Origin of the sequence: Streptomyces sp. NBC_00086, assembly GCF_026343255.1 — a bacterium.
Taxonomy (GTDB): domain Bacteria; phylum Actinomycetota; class Actinomycetes; order Streptomycetales; family Streptomycetaceae; genus Streptomyces.
On the sequence record NZ_JAPELZ010000001.1, the window covers coordinates 8,162,567 to 8,182,093 of the forward strand.

The following is a 19,527-nucleotide window of genomic DNA, read 5'->3' on the forward strand; positions in this document are numbered from 1 at the left end:
GGAAAAGGGCATGCGGAAGGCAGCGCCGGACCAGGTCCGGCGCTGCCGGGGTGGGGTGGGGCGGGAGCGGGCGTTCGCGCGCCCGCCGGGCGTCGGGCGTCGGGCCGTAGTGGGCCTCAGGCGGTGGCGGTGGTCCCTGCCGGGGCGAGGGCCGCGACTGCCGCGTCGGTGTCGGCGACGGCGAGGAGCGCGTTGACGTGGGCGCCGGCCAGCGCCCCGGCCGCGGCGGAGGCCCCGACCTGGGCGATCGGGTCGGTGACGTTGCCGGCCACCCACACCCCGGGCACGTCGGTGGCGCCGGCCGCGCCGGAGATGAAGCGACGGCCGCCGCCGGGCAGTTCCTCCATCGGCAGGCCCAGGCCCGACAGTCCCTCGGTACGGGCCACGAGCGTGGTCGCCACCGCGAGGACGCGGCGGTCGACGACCCGGCCGTCGGCCAAGCGCACGCCGCGGATGCCGCCGTCGGCGTCCCCCACGACCTCTTCGACCGGGGTGTCGATGACGCGGATGGTGCGTGCGGCGAAGCGCGTACGTGTCTCTTCGTCCAGCTCGGTGCCGTCCGTGAAGTAGACGAGGTCGTCGGTGAGCTGACGGAACAACAGGGCGTGGTGGACCGATGCGGGGCCGGTGGCGAGGACGCCGATCGGCTCGTCGCGCACCTCCCAGCCGTGGCAGTACGGGCAGTGCACCACGCTGTGGCCCCAGTGCTCCGCCAGTCCGGGCAGCTCGGGCAGGACGTCGCGCAGACCGGTGGCCACCAGCAGGCGGCGCGCCGTCAGGACGCGGCCGTCGGTCAGGGTGACGGTGAAGCGCAGGTCGCCGTCGGCGGACGGATCGGCGTGCTCGGCGGCGCAGACCTCGCCGGAGACGACGAGGCCGCCGTAGCGGCGCACTTCCTCACGGCCCCGCCCGTACAGTTCCGCCGGCGGGGTGCCGTCCAGGCCGAGCAGGCCGTGCACGCCTTCGGCGGGCGCGTTGCGGGGGGTGCCGCTGTCGATCACGACGACCGAACGGCGGGAGCGGGCGAGCATCAGCGCGCCGTTCAGACCGGCGGCGCCGCCGCCGATCACCACGGCGTCGACGGTCCCGTCCGGCAGTGCGTCGGTCGCGTGGGCGGTGGTCGTCGCGGACATGGCGTCGGTTTCCCTTCGGGAGGTTTCGTGCCGGCCCCGTGGTCCGGGGCCGTCTGCGTACGACGCTAACCGCGACTTGCAGGGCGGGCATACAATGTTGCCTATGACGCAAGAAGACGGCGATCTGGACAGCCTGGTACGCAAACGCATCCGCGCGCTGCGGGTGGCGCAGGGCTGGTCCCTGGAGGAACTGGCCACGCGTGCCCGGCTCAGCCAGTCCACGCTCAGCCGCATCGAGAACGGCCAGCGCCGCCTGGCGCTGGACAGCCTGGTCACGCTCGCCCGCGCGCTCGACACCACCTTGGACCAGCTCGTGGAGACCGCGACCGACGATGTCATCACCAGTCCGATGATCGACGCCGCTCGCGGGCAGATGCGCTGGCCGATCAAGGGGGAACCGGGGATGACGGTCATCCGCCAGCGCATGACCGAGCCGCCACCCGACAACCCCTCCCGGATGCGCGCGCACCCCGGGCGCGAATGGCTCGTGGTCCTGTCCGGTACCGCGATCCTGTTGCTGGGGCACCGCCGCTTCCGCATCGAGACGAACCAGGCGGCCGAATTCCCCACGATGATGCCGCACGCGATCGGCGCCGAGGGGGGACCGTGCGAGATCCTGGGGATCTTCGACCGGGACGCCCGCCGCGGCCACCAGAGGGACAACGGCATCGGTGACGGGGGAGGCGACGGGAACGGCGAAGGCGCCGGTCAGGGGCCGGATCATTGACGAGGCGCGGGCGGGCGGCTCCTTGAGGTCCTCCATGTCCTCCATGTCCTCCAGGTCGGTCCTGGCTCCCCCTGCCCCGTACGGGTTGTCGGGCGCGGGCGTCTTGCGCGTCCTGGGGGCCCCGAGGCCATCTTCTTGCCTAACCGGCAAGATTGCATGCGGCAAGCGCATGGGCGTCCTACCGTGGATCCATGACCCACGCACAGCACGCACCGCAGCACGGCCACGCCCAGCACGCCGGCCACGGCCCCCACGGCCATGACCACGCCCAGGTCGACGCCCATGCCCACCACGACGCCCACGCCCACCACGAGGCCGACGGCCAGGCGGAGATCCTCGACCTCGACGCGGAAGTACTCGCCGAGCACATCGCCGACATCACCACCTGGCTGCCCCTGCACGAGCCCCCTCGCCACATCGTGGACCTGGGCTGCGGCACGGGAGCCGGCACCTTCGCCCTGCTCGACCGCTTCCCCGACGCGCACGTCACCGCCGTCGACTCCTCGGCGGCGCACCTGCTGCGCCTGCGCGAGAAGGCGTGCGCCCGAGGCGTCGAGGACCGCGTCCGCACCGTGCAGGCCGACCTCGACGAGACCGAGTGGCCCGAACTCGGTACGCCGGACCTGGTGTGGGCCTCGGCCTCGATGCACCACATGGCCGACCCGGACCAGGCCCTGCGCACGGTCCGGGAACTGCTCGCCCCCGGCGGGCTGTTCGCCGTCGTCGAGCTGGCGGGCTTCCCGCGCTTCCTGCCCGAGGGTGCCCCCGAAGGCCGGCCCGGACTGGAGGAGCGCTGCCACACCGCGAGCGAGTGTCACCACGCCGAGCACGTGCCGCACCGCGGCGCCGACTGGGGGCCGAAGCTCACCGCGGCCGGATTCGCCCTCGACGGCGACCGCGTGATCGACGTGAACATCGAGGGCTCCCGCAGCGAGGCGGTCGGCGCGTACGCCCTCAGCAGCCTGCAGCGCCTGCGCCGCAGCATCGTCGACACCCTCGTGCCCGAGGACCTCGCCGCGCTCGACCGGCTGCTCGACACCGACGGCCCGGAGAGCATCCTGCGCCGCGACGACCTCGCCGTGCGCACCGAACGCTCCGTCTGGGCCGCACGCCGCAAGAACTGACCCGTCCCTCTACGGCCGCCCCGTCCCCTCCGCGGCCGATCCGTCCCGCTCCACGGCTGCCGACCGCGTGCACCCACCGGCCGATGCCCACCGGCCGACTCCCCGAGGCGACCCCCGCCCGCGCGCGGGGGTGTCGCTCGCGGACCGGCCGGAGCCGTCCGCCTAGCCTGCTCGGGTGGCACGAACCCGGCTGTACCGCGATGGTGTCCTGGCCCTGGAGGGGTTCCCCACCCAGGACCTCTCCGCATACGCGGGGCGGCCGGACTGCCACGTCTGGCTGGACCTCTGCGATCCCACCGCCGCGGACTTCGACCTGATCACCGAGCAGTTCGGGCTGCACGAACTGGCCGTCGAGGACGCCCGGCACGCGCACCAGCGAGCCAAGCTCGACCGCTACCGCACGCACCTCTTCCTCAGCGCCTACGCCGTCTACACCGACACCCCCGACGGTCCCCTGCGGGCCCGGGAGATCTCCGCCTTCATCACCGCCAACGCCCTGATCACCGTCCGCGCGAGCGGCCACTTCGACATGGACCGCGTCGTCGACTACTGGGACGACTCCGCCGACCTCGCCAAGGAAGGCGTCGGCTTCCTGCTCCACGGACTGCTCGACTGCCTCGTGGACGGCCACTTCAAAGCCGTCCAGCAGCTCGACGAGCAGATCGAGGCCCTGGAGCAACTGCTCTTCGAGGACGGCCGCGACGAGGTTCGCACCGTTCAGCGGCGCTCGTACGACCTGCGCAAGGACCTGGTGCTCCTGCGCCGGGTCGTGCTGCCCATGCGCGAGGTCGTCAACACCCTGCTGCGCCGCGACCTGCACACCGTCAGCCCCGCGATGCTGCCGTACTACCAGGACGTCTACGACCACGTCCTGCGCGCCACCGAGTGGACCGAATCCCTGCGGGACCTGGTGAACTCGGTCATGGACACCAACCTCAACGTCCAGGGCAACCGGCTGAACCTGATCATGAAGAAGGTCACCAGCTGGGCCTCCATCATCGCCGTCCCGACCGCGATCACCGGCTTCTACGGCCAGAACGTCCCCTTCCCGGGGGACGGCACGCACACCGGCTTCCTGGTCTCCTCCGCGCTGATGCTCACCCTCTCGGTGGCCCTCTACCTCGGCTTCAAGCGGCGCGACTGGATCTGAGCCGTGCGCGATGATCACGGGATGAACGAGATCATCTTGATGTCGGACCCGAAGGTCGCGGCGATACCCGTCGAGGAGTGCGGCGAACGCCTCGTCGACGTCCGCCGCGGCGGCCATCTGCTGGTCGACGCGCGCAAAAAGGACCCGGCGGACGCCTTCGCGCACCTGCGGGAAGGCGTGCTGGCACGCCTGCTCGACGCCCAGCAGGCCCTGCCCCGCGGACTGCGGCTCCTGTTCGTCGAGGGGTACCGGCCGCCCTCGCTCCAGCGCGCGTACTTCGAGGAGTACGCCGGCCTGCTGCGGGCCGACAACCCCGGGTGGAGCGAGGATCGGATCCATACGGCCGCGAGCCGCTACGTCTCCCCGCCCGCGATCGCTCCGCACAGTGCCGGTGCGGCCGTGGACCTCACGCTCGCCGACGCCGACGGCCGCGAGCTGGACATGGGCACGCGGATGAACGCGGACCCGGAGGAGAGCGGGGGCGCCTGCTACACGCACGCCGCCGGCATCGGCGGGGAGGCCCGCGCCAACCGGGAACTGCTGGGCGCCACCCTCACCGCCGCCGGGCTGGTGAACTACCCGACGGAATGGTGGCACTGGTCCTTCGGGGACCGTTACTGGGCTCTGCTCACCGGGGCGACCGCGGCGCTCTACGGCCCGAAGGAGATCATTCCTGCGGCCGGCGCAGCAGCGGGGGAGCCGGGTGGGGCAGGGGACTCGCCGCGGCCGGGCTCAGGCCGTCCATGACCAGGGCCACGTAGCGGCGCCAGCCCTCCTCGGCGGGGTCCATGGTCCACAGCACGCTGACGAGCATGCCCATGATCCTCTTCAGATCGTCGGGCACGAGGTCGCCCCGGATCACCCCGGCCTGCTGCCCCCGGGTCACCAGCGGGTCGAGCGCGGCGAAGAACCGGGCGCTGACCTCCGCGGAGAGGACGCCGGCGTTCCGGGCGGCCGTCAGCACGTGGTGCTCGCCGGCCGCCGAGGCCAGGGCGGCTTCGAGTACGACGGTCAGGCCGCGGCGGGGGTCCTCGTCGGCCAGTCCGCGGTCGATGACGGGGAGGACGTCCTGGGCGAACTGCTGGTCGATCACGGCCCGGAGCAGGGCGGCCTTGTCGGGGAAGCGGCGGAAGAGCGTGGCGATCCCCACCCCGGCCCGTCGTGCGATCTCGTCGAGCGGGGCATCGGGTCCCAGCTCGGCGTACACGTCGCGGGCCGCTCTGACGATCTTCTCGATATTGCGCACGGCGTCGGCGCGCAGGGGTTTGGGGCTTTCGGTCGGCACACTGCCGACCATACAACTGATAGTCGACGATCGGATCAGGTTGACACGTCGTACACCCCGAACTGATAGTTGACTACTGATTGTGGTGCACGCCGACCTCGTGCCCACGCTCCGCCGGGCAGACCCCTCCGTACCTCGTGCGCCCCGTGCCGTCCGGCCGGCCGGGCCTGCGGCCCACGCCTTTAGGACCCTTCATGCAACAGCCGCCCACGGCCGCCCCCCGCACCGGCAAGGTGATCGCGACGCTCGCACTCGCGGGCATCGCCGCAGCCGTCATGCAGACACTGGTCACGCCGCTGCTGGCCGACTTGCCGAACATCCTCCACACCTCCCACTCCAACTCCGCATGGGTGGTCACCGCCACCCTCCTGGTCGCAGGCGTGTGCGTACCGATCAGCGGGCGCCTGGGCGACATGCTCGGCAAGCGCCGCATGCTCCTGGCCTGTTGCATACCGCTGATCGCCGGATCGGTGGTGTGCGCGCTGGCGGGCGGCGTCGTCCAGATGATCATCGGGCGCGGGCTGCAGGGCGTCGGCATGGGCATGATCCCGCTGGGCATCGCCCTGCTCCGCGACATCCTCCCCGCCGAGAAGCTCAGTTCCTCCATCGCCCTCGTGAGCGCCTCCATGGGCATCGGTGGCGGCATCGGCCTCCCGGTCTCCGCGGCCGTCGCCCAGTACACCAGCTGGCGCTTCCTGTTCTGGGGGTCCGCGGTGCTCGCCGGCTGTGTCGCCGTCATGATCGTGGCCTTCGTCCCCGATGTTCCGGCCGCCGCCAAGGGGCAACGCTTCGACGTGGTCGGCGCACTGGGCCTCGCGGCGGGCCTGGTGTCCCTGCTGCTGTTCGTGTCCAAGGGCGCCGACTGGGGCTGGGGATCCGCCACCACCCTCGGTCTGATCGCCACCGCCGTGGTGGTCCTGGCCGCCTGGGGGTGGTTCGAATGGCGCACCACCGACCCGCTGGTGGACCTGCGCACCACGGTCCGCCCGCGCGTCCTGCTGACCAACCTCGCCTCCGTCTCCATCGGCTTCGGCATGTACGCGAGCATGCTGGTCATCCCGCAACTGCTGCAGTTCCCCGCCGCCACCGGCTACGGCCTGGGCCAGTCCATGCTGGCGGCCGGCATGTGGATGCTCCCCGGCGGGCTCATGATGATGGCCGTGTCCCCCCTCGGCGGGAAGCTCACCAACTCCCACGGCCCCAAGGTCACCCTCGTGTGCGGGGCGCTCGTCCTGGCCGCGGGCTACGGCGTCGCGCTCCTCTTCTCCTCGACCGCCGTCGGGCTGATGGTCGCCGTCATGGTCGTCAACAGCGGGGTCGCCCTCGCCTACGGAGCCATGCCCGCTCTGATCATGAGCGCGGTGCCGCTGACGGAGACCGGCGCGGCCAACGGCTTCAACGCCCTCATGCGCTCGCTGGGCACCTCCGTCGGCGCCGCCGTCGTCGGTGTGGTCCTGGCCCAGATGACCACCACGGCGGGCGGATTCACCTTCACCTCCGAGGCGGGCTTCCGCACCGGCCTGCTGATGGGCGGCGGCTTCGCCCTGCTGTCCGGGGCCATCGCGGCCCTGATCCCCGCCCTGCGGCCGCAGCAGCTCGAACTGCGGGACCAGGCGGGCCCCACGACCGAAACGGCCCCCGCCTCAGTGAGCAAGTAGCGCCGGCGCGCAGCCCGTTCAGCTCATCGGGCCTCTTCGACGTACGACGCCAGGTGGGCCAGCGAGGAGGCGATGCCCGCCTCGTGGTCCGCCCGGTCGATGCCCGGGGGTACGTCCGTGGCGGTGAAGGTCACCTCGGTGCCGACGGCGGAGGCGGCGAGGTGCCAGGTCATCGTCATGGTGCCGGCGTAGGAAGGGTCGTCGGACTCGAACACAGCCTGCTGCACCACGCGTTCCGGCGGCACCAGCCCGGTGAACCGTACGTCGACCACATCGGTCGCGTCGGACGTCTTGCCCGGGCCCGCGCCGGGGCTTTCGGCGGGATCGAGGTAGGTGAGGACCATTCGGAAACCGCCGCCGGGCCGCGGGTCCCACTGCTCGATCCGCCCGCTCATCCCGTCCGGCGGGAGCCAGGCTTCGAGGGACTCGCGGTCGAGGAGGGCGGCGTAGACGGCCGCCCGCGGCGCGGCGACCGTCCGGGTGACGCGGTCGGTCCTGCCGGTGGGTCCGTCGCCGGCCAGGCCCCCGCGGGTCGGTGCACCGTCGGCGGGGGCCTCCAGGGTGCGGAGATGGGCGGTCACGGCCGCGGTGGTGCGCGGTTCGTCCCGGCTCGCCAGTAGGTCCAGCAGGGCTCCGCGCAGGACCGACAACAGCAGGGTGCGCTCGGCGAGCCCCTCGGGCGTGTCGCGGCGGTCCGGCGGCTGGGCGGCGGCGAAGACCTCCAGCCAGTCGGCGATCGTCCGCTCCGCGAACCCCGCCCAGGGTCCCGCGCCGTCGCCCAGCGAGCGCGCATAGCCCTCGACCCAGAGGGTGAGTACCTTGCGGTGCCCCGGGTCGGCCAGCCAGCTCCACACCAGTTCGCCCGTGCGTGCGAGCCCGTGCTCCGGCCGGGCCCGGTGCACGGCTTCGAGCATCCCCGTCTCGTCCTGCCGCGCCCGCGCGAGCAGCGCCTGCACCAGGGCGTCCTTGCTGCCGAACAGGAAGAGGAGGACGCGCGGACTGCTGCCGATCGCCTCGGCCAGGGGGCGCAGGGACATGTCCGCCAGCCCGTGGTCGAGCACGTGGGCGTAGGCCAGCTCCAGGAGCTGCTGCTTGCGGGCGGAGCCGTCACGGGCGGAAGGGGTCATCCGGACATTATGCTTTACTGAAACGGTCGTTTCAGTAGTTCGATGGCGCAGTGATGCAGTGCCGTCATGCGTGAGAGAGGGTCCCCATGAACGAGGTCCGCGCGGTGATCCGGCCCATGGGGGAGCCGGGCGATCTCGGCTGGGTGGTCATGGCCCACGGCGAGCAGTACGCGAAGGAATTCGGCTGGGACATCAGCTTCGAGGCCCTGGTCGCGCGGATCGTCGCGGACTACGCGGCCGGCCGCGATCCCTCCCGCGAGGAGGCCTGGATCGCCGAACTGGACGGCCGCCGGGTCGGCAGCGTGTTCTGCGTGGCCGGCAAGGAGGGCGACGAGCGCGAGCGGAGCACCGCCACACTGCGGATCCTCCTCGTGGACCCCGCCGCCCGCGGTCACCGCCTGGGCTCGCGCCTGGTCGCACAGTGCGTGGACTTCGCCCGCGAGGCGGGGTACGAGCGGATCCGGCTGTGGACGAACGACACCCTGGTGGCCGCGCGCGGGATCTACCTGGCCGCCGGCTTCCGGCTCGTGGAGGAGGAGCCGCACCACAGCTTCGGCGCCGATCTGATCGGACAGGTCTACGAGCTCGACCTGTCGGCCTGAACGGCGCCCCACCGGCCGGTCCCCGGCAGGGTGGCTCTCCCGGACCGGCGCGCGGCGAGCGCCGGCCGCCGTCGCCGACAGATAAGGACGGCGTCCGAGGGTAGACGCGGGCCGAGGCACAGCTGCGGAGCCACCCGGTTCGCCGCTTTCCCGACGCGCGAGTGAGGACATCATGCTTTTCGCCGGACTCATCCTCCTGCTCATCGGATTCCTGACCGGAATCTCCGTTCTGTGGACCATCGGCGTCATCCTGCTCGTGGTGGGGGCGGTGCTGTGGCTCCTGGGCTCGGTCGGACACGCGGTCGGCGGCCGACGTCACTACTGGTAGCCGGCGGCGGAACCGCCGGACCCCGGCCCACTGGTGGCCCGTCCCGTTCGGGGCGGGCCACCAGTCCGTTTCCGGGCCAACTCGCCCGTGTGATGCGCCCGTTGCCGGGTATCCGCGCAGCACACCCGTCAGGCGGACATCGCGGGGCGCACGGCGCCCGGCCGGCCCGCGGGTAGGCGGAGGACTCGAAGGAAAGGGAACCCCGACCATGACGACGACGATGACGAAGATGACGAAGAAGATGACGACGGCGACCGGATTGAACGCAAACAAGTCCGTCCCCGGCGCACGGGCGCTCCGCCGACAGGCCGCCCGGACCCGCAAGGAACTCGGCCGGACGGTCGAGGCGCTGGTCTCCAGGGCGGGCTCTTCGTCGCGGGTCCACGAGACCGCCGAGCGGCTGCGGGGGACGGCGGCGTCGCACGTCGGCCGCCTGGTGGAGGACAAGAACCTCGATTCCGTACGGGGCAAGGCCGTGCGGGCCGCGACCACGGCGCGGAGCCACCGGACCGCGCTGCTCACGGCGGCCGGCGTACTGGCCGCGGCCCTGCTCGCCCGGCGGAGCCGCCGGGCACGGCGGGGGCAGGCCGTTTGAACCAGGCGTTCCGGGTCAGACGCGATGGGATCACGTATCCGAATCCGGTCCGGATCCGCTCCGAATCCGGGCCGTCTCCGATGGAGGTTCCGAGGTGGGAAATGTGTCGCGTCTACCGGGTCGCGCCGAGCACCACTGGCTGTGGCAGGAGGACGCCGCCTGCCGGGAACTGGGCTCGCGGCTCTTCTTCCATCCCGCGGGCGAGCAGCGCGTGGAGCGGGAGGCGCGGGACTCGGCGGCGAAGGAGGTGTGCGCCCTGTGCCCGGTGCAGCCCGACTGCCTGCGGCACGCGCTGAAGGTGGGAGAGCCGTTCGGCGTCTGGGGCGGGCTCACCGCGCACGAGAGGCGCGGACTGCGTACGACGGGAGCGCGGAGGCAGGCACTGTCCTCCACCGCCTGAGCGCCTGCGCGCGTACAGGGACCCGCAAAGGGACCCGCAAAGGGAACGGCCCCCGAACTCCGGGGGCCGTTCCCTTTGCGGCCTTCCACCGCCCGGCGCGCTCTCAGCAGGGGCGGACCGGCTGGAGGTTGTGCACGTAGCGGGCCGAGACCCAGCCCTTCGAGCCGTGCAGGCGGTACCACACCGGGTTGCCGTCCACCCAGCCCCCGCGCTTCTGGCACACGAGGAGCACCCGCTCGTGCGGATGCAGCTTCTTCACCACGTCCGAGTACACGGTCGGCTTCTCGCGGACGTTCAGCGGTGCGCGGGACTCGACCACGCCCACGGGGCCGGACTTGACCTGCCCGTACCCGGCGGCGAGCCCGCCGGCCGCCCAACCGGCCGTGCTCAGCGGCCCGATCAGTACTCCGGCCGCCAAGGCGTACGTCAGCAATGCCTTCTTCACCATCGGATCCACTCTCCCTGTGTCGCCTGGCCTCGGGGCCGGCAGCTCGCGCGGCCGACGCCCCGACCGACTATCCACCGATCGGGCGGCGGATGGTCGGCGGCCCGTGGGGAACACGCCCCCGATGCTCCGGATGGCCCAGAGTCCTCCGCCGTGGCCGCCTGACGGGCGGCCACGGCGGAGGACCCAGGAGACCCGGATGGCGACACCGGGCCCCGGCACTCAGGTCGCGAGCAGCCGGTCCACCAGCGAGCGGTAGGCGCGCAGGGCCTGCCGCAGATCCTCGGTGGCGACCTGTTCGCCGCCGTTCCACCGCTTCTCCAGCCCGTCCCGGCGTGCGGACAGGGTGTCCGAGAACTTCAGCATGACCTCCGACACCAGGACGTCCGCGGACCGGACCGCCTCCCGCGGATCGTCCACGAACCGGCCCTGGATCTCGTTCCAGGTGGTGTGGTAGCGCTCCGCCTCGGCGTCTCCCAGGAACGGTTCTTCCTCGCTCTGAGACCCTCGATGTGATTCCGTCCCGCCGGTGGGCTCACCGGCGGGCCCGTTCGCGGGAGCCGCCTTGGGCGGTGCGGGCGGCGTGGGCGGCGGCGTGGGACGAGCGAGGTCCTCCGCCGTGAAGACGGGATCGGACACCGCCCCACGTCCGGACTTGTCCTCGTAGATCTTCTTCATGTCATCGGCTCCTCTGGTCGGAGAGCAGCTCCTCGAACAGGGCGCGGTAGTGCACCATCGCCCCGCGCAGCTGCTCCGTGGTCGCTTCGCCGGTACCGCCGCGCACCTTGGTCGCGTGGGCGGCCCGGTACTGCTCCAGCGTGTGGCCGTGCTCGACGGAGAGGTCACGCACCTGTTCCCGGTGCCCCTCCGTGGGATAGCCGCGCTCACCCATCAGCCGGGTCACGAGCTCGTCGGCCTCGTTCACGGAGCGTTCCGGCCCGTCCACGAACCGCTGCTGGACACCGGTCCACTCCTGCGCGTACTCCTGCCTGCGCTCGGGCGGCAGCTCCTTGATGCCGAGCCGGCCGTGCCGCTCCTCACGGGCCCGCAGCTCCCGCTCGGCGGCCTTCCTGTCCCCGCGTTCCTCTACGGTGCGCTCGTACTCCGGGCCGAACCGCCGGCGCAGGTGGCGTCGTCGGGACAGTGCCCACACCAGGGCGACGAGGGCGATCACGACGACCGCCGCCACGACGATGACGGCTATCAGTGCGTTGGTTGACATCTCCGGCCTCCGTTCGGGGGCTTTACGTCTCAGTCGGCGCGGTTGCCCTGCCGGCCGGCGGGCAAACCCGCACCGGCACCAATGCGGCCAAGGTTTGAACCCGCCCGCATCGAGCAGGCGCCCATGCGAAACGAATCCCCGAGACGGAGGAGGGACGTGGCATGACCGCGGACGCACGCGAGAACCAGGACGTCGTCGCCTTGATCCTCAAGGACCACCGCACGATGGAGGAGCTCTTCCGCCGTATGCGCAGCGTGGAGGCCGACAGGGCGGGCGCGCTCGCGAAACTCTCCGCGCTCCTCGTCGCGCACGGCGAGGCGGAGGAGGCCGAGGTGTACGGGGCCCTGAAACGGTTCAAGGACGTCGACAACGCGGAGGTGGACCACGGGACCGAGGAGCACGCCGAAGGGAACGAGGCCCTCCTGGCGCTGCTGGAGGTGTCCGAGGTGGGTTCCGACGCGTGGGACGGGCGCCTGGAGGACCTGGTCAAGGCGGTCACCCACCACCTCGACGAGGAGGAGCGCACCATCCTCAACGGAGCCCGCGAGAACGTCCCGGACGAGCGGAGGGCCGAGCTCGGGGCGGCCTTCCTCCGGGAGCGGGAGAGGCAGCTCGCCGCCGACTGCGGCAGCGTCGAGAACGTGCGCGCACTCGTAGGGGGATGACGGCCACGCTGGTGCGCCGGGGCCCGGCAAGCCGGCCCCGGCGTGCCGCGGGCACGGCACTGGGCCCGGACTCATCGAGTCCGGGCCCAGTCGCGTGCACGCGTCAGATGATGCGGCCGCCGAAGCCGCCGATGGAGTAGTAGGTCCCGAGCTCCTCGCGGTAACCGACGTCGTCGAGGTGCTTCTCACGGTGGAACTCCGGAGCGTCCTTGATCTGCTCCTTGGTGCCGTCGACGTAGACCTTCTCCCGCTCCACGTCGACGATGATCACCGTGCTCGCCGGGAGCAGGACCTCCTTGCCGAAGATCCACATCCCGGTGTCCACGACCAGGTAGGCGTCACCGGCCTCGTCGGAGTGCTTGTCGACCTTGCCGATGCTGCCGTCGGTCGCCTCGACCGTGTAACCGATCAGATCGGTACCGGTCAGGTGGCCCGCGGTCGACCGGTAGCTCCACACATGCTCAGTCACGCGAAAACAACTCCTTCGCCAGACAGGGGGCGACGAGGCTGGGCCTGCCGTCCCTCTCTTTCGATGTCGTACGGGGCACTGTCGGCGCCCCGCGCGAACTCGCCTGCCCCGGCTTCGCCCGTTCATTCGCTCCCGCACCCGATGGTGTGGCGGCCCGACGGTCCGTACCCGGCCCTCACTTCCGGGCGAGTACAGGCCCCTTCACAGGGCAGACGAGGCGGCATGACATGGAGACACGCGCTGCGGCGCGGTGAGGGGACCGACAGCGGAGCCGTGCCAGCCGGTTGGCGACGACGCGATCCGGTGCACCCGGCCATCCGGGCGCTGGCCATGGTGGCGGCCTTCGTCGGGACCGTCCTGTTCAGCGTGGTCCTGGCGCGGCTCACGCTGGAACCGTCCGCCGCCTCGGTGGACCTGGTGCACAGCAACGTCCGCCCCGGCCATTCGATCAGCGCCTACCTGGACGGGGCGTCGACCTTCGAGGCGGTGCGCCAGCTGGGCGGAAACCTGCTGCTGGGCCTGCCGTTCGGTGTGCTCCTGCCCGTCCTCATGCCGCCGGCCCGGGGACTGCTGCGCGTCGCCGCGGTGACGGTCTGTCTGATGACGCTGGTCGAGCTGATCCAGGGCGCCCTCGTCACGGGACGCGTCTTCGACATCGACGACGTCATCCTCAACACCGGCGGAGCCCTCCTGGGCTACCTGCTGATCGGCCGCAGGCTGGGCCGGGCCGTGCACCCGCGCCGCAGGCACTGGTGGCACCGCAGGCCCCGGCCGGGCACGGCCGTGCCATCGCCGAGGCCGGAGCCGGAGCCGGAGGCGGTCTCGAAGCCGGAGCCGAAGGCGGTCCCGAAGCGGGCCTCGAAGCCGGAGCCGAAGGCGGCCTCGAAGACGGTCTCGAAGCGGGCCTCGAAGCCGGAGCCGAAGGCGGCCTCGAAGGCGGCCTCGAAGCCGCGTCTCGCGGGCTGGCGAAAGGCCCTCCAGCGCGAGAAGTGACCCCCGCGCGCGGGCCGGAGCGACCTCGGCCTCCCCCCGGAGCAGGACCCGCGGCCGACGGGCTCCCCGTGTCAGGTCCCCGTCGTGGGGCAGGCGCGCGGGAGTCCGTGCCGCTTCCACCCACTGGGGAGACATGAACACCGTCCTTCGCCTCCTGACCGTCCTCGGGGGATCGATCCTGGTCACCGCCGCGGCCGGCTGGGCCGTCGACCGACTGCTCCGCCGCGCCGCCGCGCGACACCCCGAAACGCCGCTGTGGAACCTGCTGCGCCGCTGCCGCCACGCCCTGCAGATCGTCCTGCTCGCCGCCCTGTTCAAGGGCGCCTACCGGCAGACGCAATGGCCGCCGCTGCGGGACAACGCCGCCGCCGTGGGCCGGATCCTGTCGCTGGCCCTGATCGGCGCGGGGGCCTGGCTGATCGTGACCGTGGCCTCCGCCGCCGTCGAGTCGGGGTACGCCCGGTACGCCACCGGCACCCGCGACCCGGCCCGCGTACGCCGGGTCCGTACCCAGGTGACGCTGATCACGAGGGTCGTGACGGTCGTGGCGGCCGTGATCGCGGTGGCCGCGATGCTCCTCACCTTCCCGAGCTTCCGCGCGCTCGGAACCTCCGTGCTCGCCTCCGCCGGGATCATCGGCATCGTGGCCGGCGTCGCGGCCCAGTCCACCCTCGGGAACCTCTTCGCGGGTTTCCAGATCGCCTTCGGCGACCTGGTGCGCATCGGGGACACGGTCGTGGTCGCCGGCGAGTGGGGGGTGGTCGAGGACGTCACCCTCACCTTCCTCGCCGTACGCACCTGGGACGAACGCCGCATCACCATGCCCGTCTCGTACTTCACCACCCGGCCCTTCGAGAACTGGTCGCGCGGCGGAGTCCAGATGACCGGCACGGTCTTCCTCCACTGCGACCCCGGCGCGCCCGTGGACCTCATACGGGACAAGGTCCACGAGATCCTGCACGACTGCCCGGAGTGGGACGGCCGCGGCTGGGACCTCGCCGTCACGGAGACCACGCCCTCCACCATCGTGGTGCGGGCCATCGTCACGGCCAAGGACGCCGACGACCTGTGGACGGTGCGCTGCGCCGTACGCGAGAAGCTCATCGCCTGGCTGGCGGAGAAGCACCCCGGCGCCCTGCCCCGCATCCTCCTGGACCGGGCTCCGGCGGCGCACGACACGAAGGACGGCCGCCCCTTCTGACGGAACTCCGGGCCGGAGCGGGCCCGTACGGCACCCGACCGGGGCCTACGGGCCACGGCACTAGCGGTGCCGGACGAGGGTGTCCACGAGGACGATCAGCGCGAAGGCGATGACGAGCAGGTGCACCCAGGAGGGCCCGATCGCCGGTGGCAGGGCCAGGGAGGTGAGCTGATGAGAGGTCATGACGCGCTCCTGCCCCCGGCGGCCGGATCGACGCCCCCCTCGCGGGAGGGCGCGAGACCGGAACCGGCGGGCGCGGCGGCCCCGGGCACGCTCAGCGGGCCGTGGGCCTGCCGGACACCAGACGGGCCGCCTCGATCTCGGCCCAGACGGACTTGCCCTGCTCATGGGCGTGCGTGCCCCAGCGGTCGGACAGCCGCTCCACGATGTGCAGGCCGTGGCCGCCCGGCATGCCGCGCCGCGGGGCCGGGTTCAGGAGGGGCAGGGCCGTCGTGCCGTCGCACACCTCGATGCGCAGCGTCTCCCCGGCCGTGAGGACGAGTTCCCGGCAGCCGTCCGCATGCAGGGAGGCGTTGGTCAGCAGCTCGGACACGAGCAGCAGGGCGTCCTCGGCGGTCTCGGTTCCGTCCCAGCCCCAGTCGCGCAGGGCCCGGCGCGTGAAGTCGCGGCCCTTGGCCACCGCGCCCCCGACGCCCGTCAGGGCGAGACGGCGCCGCTGGCCTCCACCGGGAAGGCCGGCGCTCACTGGATCTCCCGTTTCCTGTCCGATGGTCTCCACCGTGCTCTCGCACCCCCGTGCCGACGCTGCCCTGTTCGCTGTTTGCCGTGCGTTGCTACCGGGACCCGCCGACGAGATCGTGGCCGGTGTCCCGGACTGTCCGTATGCCCCCGAGCGGCCCGGGGACACCCGAGCCCGCCCCCGAGTGTAGGTGACCTCAGGTGTCAGGGCGTTGCCATGTGGAGTCGCAGCGTGAAGCCGCCGTCCAGGGCACGGACCTCGACGAGATCGCAGAGCTGGTGGATCATCCACAGGCCGCGGCCGCCGTCGGCCGAGGCCAGCGAGGGGCGGCGGCGCCCCGCGAGGGGGTCGGCCAGGCGGCCCGCGTCGTGGATCTCGGCGACGACTCCCGCACCGGCGCCGGTGGTCGTCCACAGGCGCAGCGTGCCCTTCCCGCCCCCGTGGGACAGGGAGTTCGCCGCGGCCTCGCTGACGGCCAGGAGCAGATCGCCGCGGCGCGCCGGGGTCAGCGCGGTCCCGCGGGCCCAAGTCTCGGCGTACTCGCGCACCTCGGCAAGTCCTCCGTGGGCGTACGCGAACCGGAGCGCCTCGCCCTCGGGTTCGGGCAGCGCCCGGTCGCAGTCCGCCGAAACCCGCGCGGCGTCGGTGTACGCCGGGCTCGGCAGGTCCAGGCCGCCCTCGATCAGCGTGGGGTGCGTACGCCGGGCGTCGGCCAGCACCTCGGGCGCCAGGCCCCGTACGTCGTACGGGCACAGGACGGTGGCGTGCCGGCCGGCGAAGGCCGTGTTGATGAGGGCCTCGTGCCGGGTGGCCTCCAGGACCTCGGCGGGGGAGCGGCCGGGCCAGATCGGCTCTCCGACGATCCGGGCCGCCCGGCTCGCGTGCAGGTCGGCGAAGTCCTGCAAGCCGGCCAGGATGCGGCCGGGATTGCGGCCCAGCTCCGTCATGTCCGTCCAGGTCACGCCCGCCGCGCTCGCGCCGAGGCTCTCGCGCAGGGCGTCCAGATGCGGGCCCGGTACGGCGACGAGGACCGGTTCGTCCGCCGACAGGGCGGTGCGCACGAAGGCGCCCACGCCGGACACGTACGTGTCGAGGTCCCGGTAGAAGAGGGCGGGATGGACGAAGGCCCCGGGCCCGGCGGGCTCAGGAACAGTGATCATGCTGCGACCTCCAGCGCGGCGCATTCGTCCGGGAACATCTCCACGACCTTGCGGAGCGAGTAGGGCGGGTCGTGGAGCAACAGGCGCCGGCCCTGCCCGCTGAGGGCGGCCGCCGCCCCTACGAGGGCGGCGACCGCGGCCGTGTCGAGGAAGACCACGGCGGAGAGGTCGAGGTGGACGACGGGGCCGGGAATCGCGGTCACCGCGCCGAGCGCGGCGGACAGGCACTGCCGGGTGTCCAGGTCGCAGCTGCCGCTCAGGCGCGCGCCCGGACGGTCCTGCCACGGCCGGGCGGTCAGCGGCGCCGGCGCGACCGCGCCCGCCTCCGCTGCCGCCTCCGCGCCGGATGGGGTGTTCATGGTCCCTTCCTACACCGCGAGCATGCCGGTGCGCAGCCGAGCCAGGGTCCGGGACAGGATGCGGGAGACCTGCATCTGCGAGACGCCGAGCTCGGCGCCGATCTCCGCCTGGGTCTTCTCCTGCCCGAAGCGCAGCTGCAGGACGAGCCGGTCGCGTTCGTCCAGCTGCTCCAGCAGGGGTGCGAGGGTGTGGAACTCCTCGAAGAGTTCCATGCCGGGATCGACGGCGCCGTGGCGTTCCGCCGCCGGCCGGGCGCCGCGGCTCGCCGCGGACGACGTGTCGCCGTCGACGGCGGTGGCGTCGAGGGAACTGCTCGTGTAGCCGTTCGCGGCCACCAGCCCCTCGATGACCTCGTCGTCGGACAGCTCCAGGTGCTGGGCGAGCTCCTTGACCGTCGGCGCCCTGCCCAGGACATCGCTCAGGGCGTCCTGGGCCTTGGCGAGTTCCGTGCGCAGCTCCTGCAGGCGGCGCGGTACGTGCACGGCCCAGGTGGTGTCGCGGAAGTAGCGCTTGATCTCGCCGGTGATGTACGGGAGGGCGAGGGTGGAGAACTCGACCTCGCGCTCCGTGTCGTAGCGGTCGATGGCCTTGATCAGGCCGATGGTGCCCACCTGGATGACATCGTCCATGTCGAGACCGCCACCGAGCACGCGGGCCCTGAAGCGCCGCGCGGCGAACTGGACGAGGGACAGGTTCATCTCGATCAGGGTGTTGCGCGTGTACTGGTACTCGCGCGTTCCCTCCTCCAACGTGCGCAGCCTCGCGAAGAAGAGCCGCGAGAGCTCCCGGGCATCACCGGGTGCCATCTCCCGCGCGTTCTCCACCCGGAACAGGTCCGCGTCCTGCGTGGGCGCTCCCGCGGACTCCTGGTCACACGCGGGTACTTCAGCGTCTGCTGCACGAATGGGGCCTACAACGGTGGCCGAGCGATACATGGTGGCCGCTCCCTCCCGATTGACTGACGGCTGCCGGGTGCGCTTCTGCCCCGCCTGCGAGGGTCTACACACTTCGAAGCCGTCGATTCTTTTCGAAGGTGCGCGGCTCTTTCCGAAGCTGCGCGGCGCGGCACTGCCGAGGGTACCCACGGTGCCCTGCGGGGCGCTGGATAGCGTGGGGGCATGGCGATGACGGGGAAGCGACGGGTCCTGTACCGGCAGGGGAGCGGGTTCTGGCGGATGACGGCCAAGTGGGCCCTGTTCTTCGGGGCCCTGACCCTGCTGGACGGCGGGCTGCTCCGGTCCTGGGGCGATGGCCTGGTCTGGCCGATGATCGGGATCCTGCTGTGGGCGCCGATCGGGGTCGGCGCCGTTTGGTACCCGAGGAAGGACCAGCAGGTCGAGCTGACGACGCGTGGACTGCGGATACGGCGCAAGCGGCTGCCGATGGAGCAGGTGAACCTGCTGCACGTGGCGCGGCTGTGGCTGGAGGGGCGGTCGACCGCGGACCGCCAGCCGGTGCGGGAGTGGCGACGGTCAGACCGGGCGGTGTGGGTGCCGCTGCGGGACGGCGGGGCGTACGGCGTGGAGTTCCGCGACCCGGCCGCGTTCGCCGAGGTCTTCGGCGACTTCGCGGTCGAGGCGTGCGGCGGGCCCGACATCGTCCGGGCACGGGCCGCGACGGAGACCTACCCGGATCCGCGCCCGCGGCCGCCGCGCCGCACCTCCGATGACGGCGGTTCCTGGCCGGACTTCCTGGACGTCTTCAACTGAGGGCCGGGACGCACGCCGAGGGCAGCGGCGTAGGCGGAGCGGCGAGCAGGCATACTCCCTTGCAAGGACGTACGACTGACGATCCGGGGAGGCGGACATGACCGGAACAGGGGACGGATACGGGCAGAGCGTGGTCGGGGACGGCTACCCGGCCGGGCCCGGCTGGGTGGTGGTGGCCCGGGGAGAGCTCGACCAGGACACGCTGGTTCCCTTGGAGGAGGCGCTCATCGCGGCCGCCGGCCTGCATCCGCTGGTGGTTCTGGACGCCGGCTCCATCACCTTCGGGGACTCCTCGTTCCTGAACCTGCTCCTCCGGCTGCACCACCTCACGACCCTGCGCATCGCCGCTCCCGGCGAGCAGTTGCGGAGGCTGTTCGCGGTGACCGGGGCCGATACGGTCCTGTCCCTGCACGCGAGCGTCGAGGCCGCCGTCGGGGTGTGAACCCCGCGCCCACGGCTCCCGCGCACGCGATT

The 19,527-nt window shown here is 72.3% G+C and carries 25 protein-coding genes and 1 pseudogene; 14 read left to right on the top strand and 12 right to left on the bottom strand.

The features are described 5' to 3' along the window. Positions 1–116: 116 nt before the first annotated feature. Positions 117–1,133 (bottom strand): NAD(P)/FAD-dependent oxidoreductase, encoded by a 1,017-nt coding sequence (locus tag OG276_RS36875; RefSeq protein ID WP_266912348.1) that lies wholly within the window; start codon positions 1,131–1,133, stop codon positions 117–119. A gap of 103 nt (positions 1,134–1,236) precedes the next feature. On the opposite strand from OG276_RS36875, the gene OG276_RS36880 reads away from it, so the two are divergent. The 4 genes from OG276_RS36880 to OG276_RS36895 all read left to right on the top strand — a co-directional run bounded on the left by OG276_RS36880 (position 1,237) and on the right by OG276_RS36895 (position 4,881). After that, the gene (locus tag OG276_RS36880; RefSeq protein ID WP_266912350.1) at positions 1,237–1,860 is read left to right on the top strand and encodes a helix-turn-helix domain-containing protein; all 624 of its coding nucleotides are present in this window, start codon (positions 1,237–1,239) and stop codon (positions 1,858–1,860) included. Positions 1,861–2,051: 191 nt separating this feature from the next. Next, positions 2,052–2,984: a trans-aconitate 2-methyltransferase gene (locus OG276_RS36885; RefSeq protein WP_266912352.1), complete on the top strand. Its 933-nt coding sequence runs from the start codon at positions 2,052–2,054 to the stop codon at positions 2,982–2,984. Between the two features lie 175 nt (positions 2,985–3,159). Then, positions 3,160–4,134 (top strand): magnesium transporter CorA family protein, encoded by a 975-nt coding sequence (locus OG276_RS36890; RefSeq protein WP_266912353.1) that lies wholly within the window; start codon positions 3,160–3,162, stop codon positions 4,132–4,134. Positions 4,135–4,155: 21 nt separating this feature from the next. Then, complete coding sequence (locus tag OG276_RS36895; protein WP_266912355.1) at positions 4,156–4,881, top strand: M15 family metallopeptidase; 726 nt, start codon at positions 4,156–4,158, stop codon at positions 4,879–4,881. On the opposite strand, the gene OG276_RS36900 is transcribed toward OG276_RS36895, so the two are convergent. Further along, positions 4,802–5,419, bottom strand: coding sequence for a TetR/AcrR family transcriptional regulator (locus tag OG276_RS36900; protein ID WP_266912357.1), 618 nt, complete (start codon positions 5,417–5,419; stop codon positions 4,802–4,804). The two genes, OG276_RS36895 and OG276_RS36900, sit on opposite strands and share 80 nt — an antisense overlap. 194 nt (positions 5,420–5,613) lie before the next feature. Between OG276_RS36900 and OG276_RS36905 the strand changes: the two genes are divergently transcribed. After that, positions 5,614–7,077 carry an MFS transporter gene (locus OG276_RS36905; protein WP_266912359.1) on the top strand — a complete coding sequence of 488 codons (1,464 nt, stop codon included), beginning with the start codon at positions 5,614–5,616 and terminating at the stop codon, positions 7,075–7,077. 23 nt (positions 7,078–7,100) lie between these two features. Here the strand turns inward: OG276_RS36905 and OG276_RS36910 are convergent, their stop codons facing one another. Beyond that, positions 7,101–8,204: an SRPBCC domain-containing protein gene (locus OG276_RS36910; RefSeq protein ID WP_266912361.1), complete on the bottom strand. Its 1,104-nt coding sequence runs from the start codon at positions 8,202–8,204 to the stop codon at positions 7,101–7,103. Positions 8,205–8,290: 86 nt separating this feature from the next. Here OG276_RS36910 and OG276_RS36915 point away from each other — a divergent pair, with 86 nt between their 5' ends. From OG276_RS36915 to OG276_RS36930, 4 genes are all read left to right on the top strand, one after another. Beyond that, on the top strand, positions 8,291–8,806 hold the full coding sequence (locus OG276_RS36915; protein WP_266912363.1) for a GNAT family N-acetyltransferase: 516 nt from the start codon (positions 8,291–8,293) through the stop codon (positions 8,804–8,806). 172 nt (positions 8,807–8,978) lie between these two features. Next, entirely contained in the window at positions 8,979–9,134 is a 156-nt protein-coding gene (locus tag OG276_RS36920) for a DUF6131 family protein (RefSeq protein ID WP_266912365.1), read from the top strand. 208 nt (positions 9,135–9,342) lie between these two features. After that, positions 9,343–9,729: a DUF3618 domain-containing protein gene (locus OG276_RS36925; protein WP_266912367.1), complete on the top strand. Its 387-nt coding sequence runs from the start codon at positions 9,343–9,345 to the stop codon at positions 9,727–9,729. Positions 9,730–9,832: 103 nt separating this feature from the next. Then, positions 9,833–10,129 carry a WhiB family transcriptional regulator gene (locus OG276_RS36930; RefSeq protein WP_323182400.1) on the top strand — a complete coding sequence of 99 codons (297 nt, stop codon included), beginning with the start codon at positions 9,833–9,835 and terminating at the stop codon, positions 10,127–10,129. A 103-nt stretch (positions 10,130–10,232) separates the two neighbouring features. Here OG276_RS36930 and OG276_RS36935 read toward each other — a convergent pair whose 3' ends face one another. The 3 genes from OG276_RS36935 to OG276_RS36945 form a co-directional block, all read right to left on the bottom strand. Then, the gene (locus OG276_RS36935; protein WP_266912371.1) at positions 10,233–10,577 is read right to left on the bottom strand and encodes an SH3 domain-containing protein; all 345 of its coding nucleotides are present in this window, start codon (positions 10,575–10,577) and stop codon (positions 10,233–10,235) included. Between the two features lie 219 nt (positions 10,578–10,796). Next, positions 10,797–11,252, bottom strand: coding sequence for a hypothetical protein (locus OG276_RS36940; RefSeq protein ID WP_266912373.1), 456 nt, complete (start codon positions 11,250–11,252; stop codon positions 10,797–10,799). Between the two features lies 1 nt (position 11,253). Next, entirely contained in the window at positions 11,254–11,796 is a 543-nt protein-coding gene (locus OG276_RS36945; protein WP_266912375.1) for a hypothetical protein, read from the bottom strand. A 161-nt stretch (positions 11,797–11,957) separates the two neighbouring features. On the opposite strand from OG276_RS36945, the gene OG276_RS36950 reads away from it, so the two are divergent. Continuing rightward, positions 11,958–12,461, top strand: coding sequence for a hemerythrin domain-containing protein (locus OG276_RS36950; RefSeq protein WP_266912377.1), 504 nt, complete (start codon positions 11,958–11,960; stop codon positions 12,459–12,461). 103 nt (positions 12,462–12,564) lie between these two features. On the opposite strand, the gene OG276_RS36955 is transcribed toward OG276_RS36950, so the two are convergent. Then, positions 12,565–12,930, bottom strand: coding sequence for a PRC-barrel domain-containing protein (locus tag OG276_RS36955; protein WP_266912379.1), 366 nt, complete (start codon positions 12,928–12,930; stop codon positions 12,565–12,567). Positions 12,931–13,203: 273 nt separating this feature from the next. On the opposite strand from OG276_RS36955, the pseudogene OG276_RS36960 reads away from it, so the two are divergent. Next, positions 13,204–13,674: pseudogene (locus OG276_RS36960) on the top strand (VanZ family protein); the annotation flags it as partial. Positions 13,675–14,056: 382 nt separating this feature from the next. Then, positions 14,057–15,124, top strand: a complete 1,068-nt coding sequence (locus OG276_RS36965) for a mechanosensitive ion channel family protein (protein WP_266912381.1) — start codon at positions 14,057–14,059, stop codon at positions 15,122–15,124. A 60-nt stretch (positions 15,125–15,184) separates the two neighbouring features. Here OG276_RS36965 and OG276_RS36970 read toward each other — a convergent pair whose 3' ends face one another. From OG276_RS36970 to OG276_RS36990, 5 genes are all read right to left on the bottom strand, one after another. Further along, on the bottom strand, positions 15,185–15,307 hold the full coding sequence (locus OG276_RS36970; protein WP_266912383.1) for a hypothetical protein: 123 nt from the start codon (positions 15,305–15,307) through the stop codon (positions 15,185–15,187). A 91-nt stretch (positions 15,308–15,398) separates the two neighbouring features. Continuing rightward, positions 15,399–15,830: an ATP-binding protein gene (locus tag OG276_RS36975; protein ID WP_266912385.1), complete on the bottom strand. Its 432-nt coding sequence runs from the start codon at positions 15,828–15,830 to the stop codon at positions 15,399–15,401. Positions 15,831–16,027: 197 nt separating this feature from the next. Beyond that, positions 16,028–16,984, bottom strand: coding sequence for a sensor histidine kinase (locus tag OG276_RS36980; protein ID WP_266912387.1), 957 nt, complete (start codon positions 16,982–16,984; stop codon positions 16,028–16,030). Further along, entirely contained in the window at positions 16,981–17,343 is a 363-nt protein-coding gene (locus OG276_RS36985) for an STAS domain-containing protein (RefSeq protein ID WP_266912389.1), read from the bottom strand. Before OG276_RS36985 ends, OG276_RS36980 begins: the two co-directional genes overlap by 4 nt. A 9-nt stretch (positions 17,344–17,352) precedes the next feature. Continuing rightward, on the bottom strand, positions 17,353–18,279 hold the full coding sequence (locus OG276_RS36990; RefSeq protein ID WP_266912391.1) for a SigB/SigF/SigG family RNA polymerase sigma factor: 927 nt from the start codon (positions 18,277–18,279) through the stop codon (positions 17,353–17,355). Positions 18,280–18,462: 183 nt separating this feature from the next. Here OG276_RS36990 and OG276_RS36995 point away from each other — a divergent pair, with 183 nt between their 5' ends. Then, positions 18,463–19,053, top strand: coding sequence for a hypothetical protein (locus OG276_RS36995; RefSeq protein WP_266912393.1), 591 nt, complete (start codon positions 18,463–18,465; stop codon positions 19,051–19,053). Positions 19,054–19,150: 97 nt separating this feature from the next. Beyond that, the gene (locus tag OG276_RS37000; protein WP_266912395.1) at positions 19,151–19,495 is read left to right on the top strand and encodes an STAS domain-containing protein; all 345 of its coding nucleotides are present in this window, start codon (positions 19,151–19,153) and stop codon (positions 19,493–19,495) included. The last annotated feature ends 32 nt before the right edge of the window (positions 19,496–19,527 follow it).

Bases quoted from the DNA above. Each gene is read 5' to 3' on its own strand.
- OG276_RS36875 (WP_266912348.1), bottom strand. From the start codon at position 1,133: ATGTCCGCGACGACCACCGCCCACGCGACCGACGCACTGCCGGACGGG.
- OG276_RS36880 (WP_266912350.1), top strand. From the start codon at position 1,237: ATGACGCAAGAAGACGGCGATCTGGACAGCCTGGTACGCAAACGCATC.
- OG276_RS36885 (WP_266912352.1), top strand. From the start codon at position 2,052: ATGACCCACGCACAGCACGCACCGCAGCACGGCCACGCCCAGCACGCC.
- OG276_RS36895 (WP_266912355.1), top strand. From the start codon at position 4,156: ATGAACGAGATCATCTTGATGTCGGACCCGAAGGTCGCGGCGATACCC.
- OG276_RS36905 (WP_266912359.1), top strand. From the start codon at position 5,614: ATGCAACAGCCGCCCACGGCCGCCCCCCGCACCGGCAAGGTGATCGCG.
- OG276_RS36910 (WP_266912361.1), bottom strand. From the start codon at position 8,204: ATGACCCCTTCCGCCCGTGACGGCTCCGCCCGCAAGCAGCAGCTCCTG.
- OG276_RS36915 (WP_266912363.1), top strand. From the start codon at position 8,291: ATGAACGAGGTCCGCGCGGTGATCCGGCCCATGGGGGAGCCGGGCGAT.
- OG276_RS36920 (WP_266912365.1), top strand. From the start codon at position 8,979: ATGCTTTTCGCCGGACTCATCCTCCTGCTCATCGGATTCCTGACCGGA.
- OG276_RS36925 (WP_266912367.1), top strand. From the start codon at position 9,343: ATGACGACGACGATGACGAAGATGACGAAGAAGATGACGACGGCGACC.
- OG276_RS36935 (WP_266912371.1), bottom strand. From the start codon at position 10,577: ATGGTGAAGAAGGCATTGCTGACGTACGCCTTGGCGGCCGGAGTACTG.
- OG276_RS36940 (WP_266912373.1), bottom strand. From the start codon at position 11,252: ATGAAGAAGATCTACGAGGACAAGTCCGGACGTGGGGCGGTGTCCGAT.
- OG276_RS36945 (WP_266912375.1), bottom strand. From the start codon at position 11,796: ATGTCAACCAACGCACTGATAGCCGTCATCGTCGTGGCGGCGGTCGTC.
- OG276_RS36950 (WP_266912377.1), top strand. From the start codon at position 11,958: ATGACCGCGGACGCACGCGAGAACCAGGACGTCGTCGCCTTGATCCTC.
- OG276_RS36965 (WP_266912381.1), top strand. From the start codon at position 14,057: ATGAACACCGTCCTTCGCCTCCTGACCGTCCTCGGGGGATCGATCCTG.
- OG276_RS36970 (WP_266912383.1), bottom strand. From the start codon at position 15,307: ATGACCTCTCATCAGCTCACCTCCCTGGCCCTGCCACCGGCGATCGGG.
- OG276_RS36980 (WP_266912387.1), bottom strand. From the start codon at position 16,984: ATGATCACTGTTCCTGAGCCCGCCGGGCCCGGGGCCTTCGTCCATCCC.
- OG276_RS36985 (WP_266912389.1), bottom strand. From the start codon at position 17,343: ATGAACACCCCATCCGGCGCGGAGGCGGCAGCGGAGGCGGGCGCGGTC.
- OG276_RS36990 (WP_266912391.1), bottom strand. From the start codon at position 18,279: ATGTATCGCTCGGCCACCGTTGTAGGCCCCATTCGTGCAGCAGACGCT.
- OG276_RS36995 (WP_266912393.1), top strand. From the start codon at position 18,463: ATGGCGATGACGGGGAAGCGACGGGTCCTGTACCGGCAGGGGAGCGGG.
- OG276_RS37000 (WP_266912395.1), top strand. From the start codon at position 19,151: ATGACCGGAACAGGGGACGGATACGGGCAGAGCGTGGTCGGGGACGGC.